The organism is Catonella sp. (assembly GCF_057250765.1).
In genome coordinates, this window is the sequence record NZ_DBHIEC010000001.1 from 260,765 (window position 1) to 267,545 (window position 6,781).

The 6,781-nt window shown below is 34.6% G+C and carries 10 protein-coding genes; 1 reads left to right on the forward strand and 9 read right to left on the reverse strand.

Annotated features, from left to right (window positions below):
- The 7 genes from ACO6HM_RS01145 to ACO6HM_RS01175 all read right to left on the reverse strand — a co-directional run.
- Positions 1–195, reverse strand: a 195-nt coding sequence (locus tag ACO6HM_RS01145; protein WP_485389369.1) for a hypothetical protein, incomplete at its 3' end; no start/stop codon positions are given.
- 118 nt (positions 196–313) lie between these two features.
- Entirely contained in the window at positions 314–538 is a 225-nt protein-coding gene (locus ACO6HM_RS01150) for a DUF3791 domain-containing protein (RefSeq protein WP_485389370.1), read from the reverse strand.
- A 141-nt stretch (positions 539–679) separates the two neighbouring features.
- Complete coding sequence (locus tag ACO6HM_RS01155; protein WP_485389371.1) at positions 680–1,144, reverse strand: DUF6773 family protein; 465 nt, start codon at positions 1,142–1,144, stop codon at positions 680–682.
- Positions 1,137–1,340, reverse strand: coding sequence for a helix-turn-helix transcriptional regulator (locus ACO6HM_RS01160; RefSeq protein ID WP_208429687.1), 204 nt, complete (start codon positions 1,338–1,340; stop codon positions 1,137–1,139). Before ACO6HM_RS01160 ends, ACO6HM_RS01155 begins: the two co-directional genes overlap by 8 nt.
- 231 nt (positions 1,341–1,571) lie before the next feature.
- Positions 1,572–2,909 carry a hypothetical protein gene (locus ACO6HM_RS01165; protein ID WP_485389372.1) on the reverse strand — a complete coding sequence of 446 codons (1,338 nt, stop codon included), beginning with the start codon at positions 2,907–2,909 and terminating at the stop codon, positions 1,572–1,574.
- Positions 2,909–3,277, reverse strand: a complete 369-nt coding sequence (locus tag ACO6HM_RS01170) for a GntR family transcriptional regulator (RefSeq protein WP_485389373.1) — start codon at positions 3,275–3,277, stop codon at positions 2,909–2,911. The genes ACO6HM_RS01165 and ACO6HM_RS01170 overlap by 1 nt, the downstream gene beginning before the upstream one ends.
- A 90-nt stretch (positions 3,278–3,367) precedes the next feature.
- Entirely contained in the window at positions 3,368–4,288 is a 921-nt protein-coding gene (locus ACO6HM_RS01175; protein ID WP_485389374.1) for an AraC family transcriptional regulator, read from the reverse strand.
- Between the two features lie 326 nt (positions 4,289–4,614).
- Here ACO6HM_RS01175 and ACO6HM_RS01180 point away from each other — a divergent pair, with 326 nt between their 5' ends.
- Positions 4,615–5,046: a Dps family protein gene (locus ACO6HM_RS01180; RefSeq protein WP_208429691.1), complete on the forward strand. Its 432-nt coding sequence runs from the start codon at positions 4,615–4,617 to the stop codon at positions 5,044–5,046.
- Between the two features lie 49 nt (positions 5,047–5,095).
- Here ACO6HM_RS01180 and ACO6HM_RS01185 read toward each other — a convergent pair whose 3' ends face one another.
- Complete coding sequence (locus ACO6HM_RS01185; protein WP_485389375.1) at positions 5,096–5,506, reverse strand: hypothetical protein; 411 nt, start codon at positions 5,504–5,506, stop codon at positions 5,096–5,098.
- Between the two features lie 52 nt (positions 5,507–5,558).
- Complete coding sequence (locus tag ACO6HM_RS01190) at positions 5,559–6,404, reverse strand: amidohydrolase family protein (RefSeq protein WP_485389376.1); 846 nt, start codon at positions 6,402–6,404, stop codon at positions 5,559–5,561.
- Between the last annotated feature and the right edge of the window lie 377 nt (positions 6,405–6,781).

The window sequence follows — 6,781 nt, forward strand, 5'->3', positions numbered from 1 at the left end:
AATATATGACGGACCATTACACCAAAGTTTTGAATTGCTATCATACAATGCCCTTCCAGTCTTTGACAATAGAAAATCAAGCAATATTTCTTTAGGGTCACGGCCTGTATCTTCAGAGATTTCTTCTACAACCATAGTTATAAGTAAATCAATTGTGTACTCCTGTCTATCTCTACTAATCATCGTTTCAGACATATTTTCTCACTTCCTATATGCTTTATACACTTCAATGCTTTATCAGTTTTAAAACAATATTGGTTCTTAAGTTTATTTGGTAGTAATTGTTTGATACAAAAGTAATCCATCTGATAAATCAAGCATTTACCTGTATCCCCTTTCTTCTGACAAACTCTGATACATCTTCCAAAACTGCCCCATCACCTTCACAGTGAAAAATTCCATAACCATCTTCAATATAGCCTAATACTTCGGCTTTTTTAAATATATCAATAACTTTCTCAATTGATAATTTCCATTCTTGTGCAGCCAGTCTAATCAATCTTGTTTGCATAAAAATAATCTCTGATTTTTTGCTCATTTCTAAGATGCTCCTTAAAATCGTTTATCAGTTTATCATTTATAAGTTATTATACACTATTTATATATTTTTTTCATATTATCTTTTTATTTCAAACTATAAATGCTTATCTTAAGTTTTATCATTTATCTTCCGATACTTTTACTCTTCATCATCTAACTGCCTATCTATCTTTTCCTGTTTTTTCTTATTCAGGTAATACATGACTATCGATATAACTGAAAATATCGTTATCCAGCTCACTGAATAAACTATTGCAGTCATTTTTGAATCTGTAATTCCAATCCCAGTATACTTTTTCAGATTATCATTTAGTATAATAGATATTACCGATGCAATGATGAGATTTTTAGTATATCTGTTTGTGCCGTCATTTGGATTAATTGACCATATATTGATGCCTTTTAAATAATTGGCAATAATCATATAGAGCCCGCTTCCAATTAAAATAATCAACTCGGATGCATACATTTCAAAGCTTGCATCCATAAAGACCATTTTAATCACTATAGATAATACCAAAGCATAAATAATATATGTATAGCCTCTGCTCTGTATCCTTCTTCTTTCAGATAAAATGCGCTCATCATTAATATTATTATTCATTTTGCCCCTCCCAAAATAATTCGTCAAGTGTTTTGCCAAGCACCTTGCAAATGGCTATGCATAGATTCAATGTCGGATTATAGTCTCCTGCCTCAATAAGCCCTATTGTCTGCCTTGTGACACCAACCGACTTTGCCAAGTCTTCCTGTTTCATATCATTTTCGATTCGTGCAATCTTCATTCTTTTATTCTTCATATACTCACCTCTATATTGCATATTATAATATATTATTGTCATAATGTCAAGTATATATTACATTATGTTTTTGAGTTGTTTAGTTTTAAGATAGGTGTCCTGGTGTCAAACGGACAGTGACTAAATTTAGCCAAAACTTTTTCTCCATGTAAAAAGCTGAACATACCGTAAGTGCAACGGTTATTCAGCTTTTTTATTAATCAATATGGTTCATTTCAAAGGAATTAGAGTCTACTTAAGGGATTTCCTTATCTCCTCAAATTTCCCCTTAACATCCCCTCTAAAACTAAATACAAATATCTTTCCATTTTTGTCGGTTATCCTTATAAATGGCTTACTTTCAGGTCTGAGCAGGAGTACGAGATTCTCATTATCATCTCTAAAATCTCCCTTTAATAAGTCGTCAAATGAAGTTCCATTTACCCTTACCAAATCATCCGAAAGCTCATTTATTAGCTCAACATTCTTGATGTCAGAGAGTTTGATGTGGTAGTTGGTAATGCCTTGTCTAGCTTCTACTTCATCCTTTGTTACCTCTATCTTAATCGGCTGTTTGTAATATACATTCATTGCAGGGCCTGTAAAAGGCAACGCCAATAATAGAATTAGAAAGAACAGTGTAATTACCTTGCCTGAAGTACGGGCTAAGTTAAGAGTAGTATTCATGCCCACTCTCTCATTTACGATGAGCCTGCTGTCATTGGGGTTGTAGTAAATCATGCCTCCAATCCACTTATCATCCTCATCTACTATAGCTCCTACACCACTTCCCCTTGTAAGCCTCTCCTGCATCTTTCTAAGCTTAACCTCAATGGCCACAGCTTCCACACAAATTACCGCTGTGACAAGGAATATGAGTGTCAAAGCTAAAGCCGGATGACTTATAAATAATAGTCCCGAAAAGCTAAGTGGTATGGTCAGCCAAGATGCGACTATCCATATCTTAGACCAGTTATAATGCCTTATCTGAGTCAGCACTCTTGTCAAATCCCTCTCTTCATTTACTCTTTCTGAGCGGTTTCTGTAAAAATATCGGTATGAAAACCAAAATACAAGTACCGATGCCGCTGAGGTTATATAAAGCACATAAAAAGTTCTATCCCAAACAAGAGGCAGGAGGCTTACAATGCAAGGGATGATGAAAAGCAAAGGTGATATCTCCTTGAAATTAGGTATGTTTTCCATATCTATCTCAACTTTTTCTCCTTGGTGCTGTACCCAGCCCCTACTCTTTTTAATCGCTTTTAAGTCTTTGTTGCAAAGGTAAAACGGTATGGCATATATGAATATGGTTACATCTGTCCACACAAGGTAATAGGTAAGCAGCATCCAAAATTTGGATACAAACACCCCGGGAATTACTGCAAGCAATAATACTACTGTAATCATTTTAACCTGTTTTTTATATCTATTAAGCCTTGAAATGATCTCTTCATCCCTCTTTCCTTCTTCCATAAAGGTTACGCCAACAGCAATGTTTTTCTTGAACTTTGCATTATTTGTCATTATATATCCTAAAAACGGCGCAATCCAAAATATACTTGCCCACATAAGTATGTTAAATAACATTACAATCCCTCCTTATAGTATTCTGTACAAAGGGTAAGCACTTCATCAAGGGAAAGCCCAGAAAGCTGGAGCTCTGAAATGATTACTCTTAATTCTTTAAGCTTTTTCTCTCCTACAGGGTCAGTCTTAATCTTGTTACTTATAAGCGTTCCCTTCCTCCTGTCAGTTACTATATAGCCTTCATTGTTTAGCAGTTGATAAGCCTTGCTCACAGTCATCATGTTGATACCGCTTTCATCTGCAAGAGCTCTGATTGTAGGAAGCTTTTCACCGGGAGTAAGCCTCCCCTCAGCTATCCCTACAACGATTTGGTCTCTTAGCTGCTGATAAATCGGGGTTTTACTTTCAAAATCAAATATTAGCCTCATTTCTCCTCCTTTCAATCTTATTCACTAGTGAATTATATGTCTTAATTGTATTATATTACATAATGCAAAAATGTCAAGAAGAAAATTGGACTAGATTAAGCCCAATTTCTTCAACATTTTTATTCCCTCTTCATCAGTGTACTTGTATTCAAGCAGGTTCTTAGCGTCATTCTCACTGATTAAACCATCGTTAGATGCCATTTTACTTCTATACTCTGATAGGCTGCAGCCCAGTCTTTTCCTGATTATCCCCGAAAGATATTTTGCATCTGAAAACCCTCCCGCAATGGCTATCTCAGTCTGTGAAAGCCTTGTATTAAGTATCATGGTCATTGCCTTTTCAAAACGAAGATTGTTCAGATAATCCTGAAAAGAAATGCCGTAGTAATCCTTGAATAAATGTGAAATATGAGTAGTTGTAAGCTGCTCCATCTCCGCTATTTCAGCAAGTCTGATAGGCTCGGTGTAATGGTCATTTATATAGGCGGTTATTCTTTTCATTCTTTGAATCCGCTTTTCTCTGATTGAATGGTTATGTTCATCCATAATGCAAAAATCAAATTCCTTCGTAAGTCCGCATAGAAAGCCGCTTACAAGCGAAACCAGTTCCATTTCAAAAAGTGGCTTGGCCTCAAGATAGCAGAGTGCTATTTCCAGCATTTTTTCTTTAATAAGCTTTGTATCATTTGAAAATGGCTTATTTGCGAAGGTTATACTTGAAAAATAAGGGAAGTAATCTCTGCAAAAATGCCTTGAAACCTGCAAAAACAGTCCAAGCACAGCTCCCTCAGCAGCCTGTATTTCGTGAGGCTCGTAAGGATTTATAAGTACAATCGAACCTTTTCTTAGCTCTATAGATCCTGTTTGAAGAGATAGCCTACCCTCACCGTCAAGTACAAAAAGGAGTTCAAATGCATTATGCGTGTGATAATTTCTATATTTTATTTCATTTAAAAATACCTTTATGTGGTGCAAACGACTGTATCTGACAAATTCGTATTCCTGGCTCATTAAATGTCTCCTCATTTTTTTACATACGATTAAACTCTATAGTTAATGTGGCTTTCAATAATTTTTAATACCTTTGATATGTGACTTCTAAATCTTTGTTTCACGCGAACCTTACAAGGATTAAGTATACCACAAAATCGCATGATTATCATTTTATTTTTAATACGATAAGTCTATAAAATATTAGTCAAAAATTTTGCACAAATTATTGATAATAATTATCATTATTTTTTGCTATTTTTAAATCGTCATCAGTCTTTAAATACTATTACGATTGTGTTAGCATGAAGCAGTAAACAATTACAAATCGAAAGGAGAGTTTTATTATGGAAAGAACAATGAATATTTACTTATCAAACCTTGTACATTTTTATCACAAATTACAGAGTTATCATTGGTATGTGCAGGGAAAGACTTTCTTTCAGTCACACGCTAAACTTGAAGAGTATTATAATTTTGTTAACGGACAGATAGACGAACTTGCAGAGCTTATGCTTATGGATGGGAAAAAGCCTGTTTCTACAATGAAGGGCTTTGCTGAGTTAGCTACAATCAAGGATCCTGCCGGAGATTTCGTTCAGGATATGCACGCTGTATTTAGCGACGTTCTCGCTGACTTTGAGACACTTCACGCAAGTGCTAGACTTCTCAAGGAAAAGGCTGATGATGAAAATGACACGCTTGTAAGTGCAAAGATGGATGGCTTCCTTGAGGACTACGCAAAGATTCTTTGGATGTTAAGAAGTACTTTAGCATAATACCAGAACAACAAAATCATGGGGCTAAAAAGGCTCCATGATTTTTCTTTTATCTATTTAACCTCTTACTTATCAACTTATTTATAAATACAAGTACGATGACAAAGATAATAAAACTAAGCCAAATAAATACATGATAGTAGCTATTTTCAAGAACTCGTATCTTATCAACATTCGTTTCAATGGCTATCTTTGCTCTAGATAGCTTTAGGATATATTCTCCCAAAACCTGCCCTAAAAGTATACCAATTATATTTCCAATTGCTATTGCATATGAATATAAGTACTTGCCAAACATTGTAAGTATAATCATTACAACCCATATATAGGCAAAGTTATTGTGTATGAGCCAACCAAAAAAGTACCGGTCTCTAAGCACAAAGGATATGGAGTATGTTATTCCAAAAATAATCAATTGAATAATTAAAGGTTTCAATCTTTTAAGCATAATCTCTTTCATATACATAGCCCTCTTTCACTCTGTTACCAATTTATTCTTTCTACTCATATATTTATATTTTATCAATCATCTTCAAGGCATTGTTTCTACATATATTCTCAGCTTCTTCCAGAGAAAAGTCCATTTCATTAAGTATTTCAAAATATTTATCATAGATTTCCTTTGGTTTTAAGCATCTGCTATCCGGGAAATCCGTTGCAAAAACCAGTTTATCCACACCTATCAAGCGCAGTATCTCATTTGTCCTCTTTATTCCAAATCTATTTACATAATCAGGCAGGATTGCGGAAAAATTAAAATATGCATTAAGACCATACAAGTCTTCCACTTGAAATCCTCCCAGATGAGCAATTGACAGCCTTACATTAGGGTATTTCTTTAATACATTTTTAATCCGGCTTGGAGAACATACATCATCCTGTAAATGTTCCTTAGGGTAAGAATGAATTTCAACTAAAATATCTTTTTTGCTTGCATATTCAATTATTTTTTCATAATAGCATCCATCTATGGGATATCCTGCATTACTGGGATGAAGTTTTATTCCTATGAATTCATCCCTAGCTATCACCTTATCTAATTCATTTATTGTTTCATTGATATTTTTTCTAATGTCAACATCTGCGAAACAACGCAGTTTCAAAGGCATCTTCTGTACCATAGCAAGCATATTGGAATGAACAGTTTCAACCTTAAAATCCATGGAGAGCATATAAGGATCATTAAATGGCATGACAATAGCCATTTCAATATTATATTGCTCCATTATCTTTTTATAGTCATCTACACTGCCATAGTCTATAAATACATAGCCATGTCCCGAATTGGCTTGAATCACATCTTCAGGCATCAGATGAATGTGTGCATCAATTTTAGTAATATCCTTCCAATTTACCAAAAACCCTACCTCCATATTTATACCAGCTTAATCTCCTGCATTATCAAGCTGAAAATATCCGATATTTTTAAGCTCGTATATATAATATAACTATGCTAATGTTATCATTATCTGAATATACATTTTATTGTAAATTTATGTTTTTTCCTTTTATGATTTAACCGAATTCATTTGCAATTTCAATCGTAAAATTTTACGACCGAATTTGCGACCGAAATAAGTGTGAAAGCACTAAGGGCATTATCAGAAAACATAGTGTATTCTTGCCTCATCAAAGCGATCCTGCTGCTTACCCTCTTCCGCAGGATATCCCATAGTGAATAGTGACGCTCCGAATGATAACATTTCAGACTCGCTCCGGCATCCGCTTCGCTCCG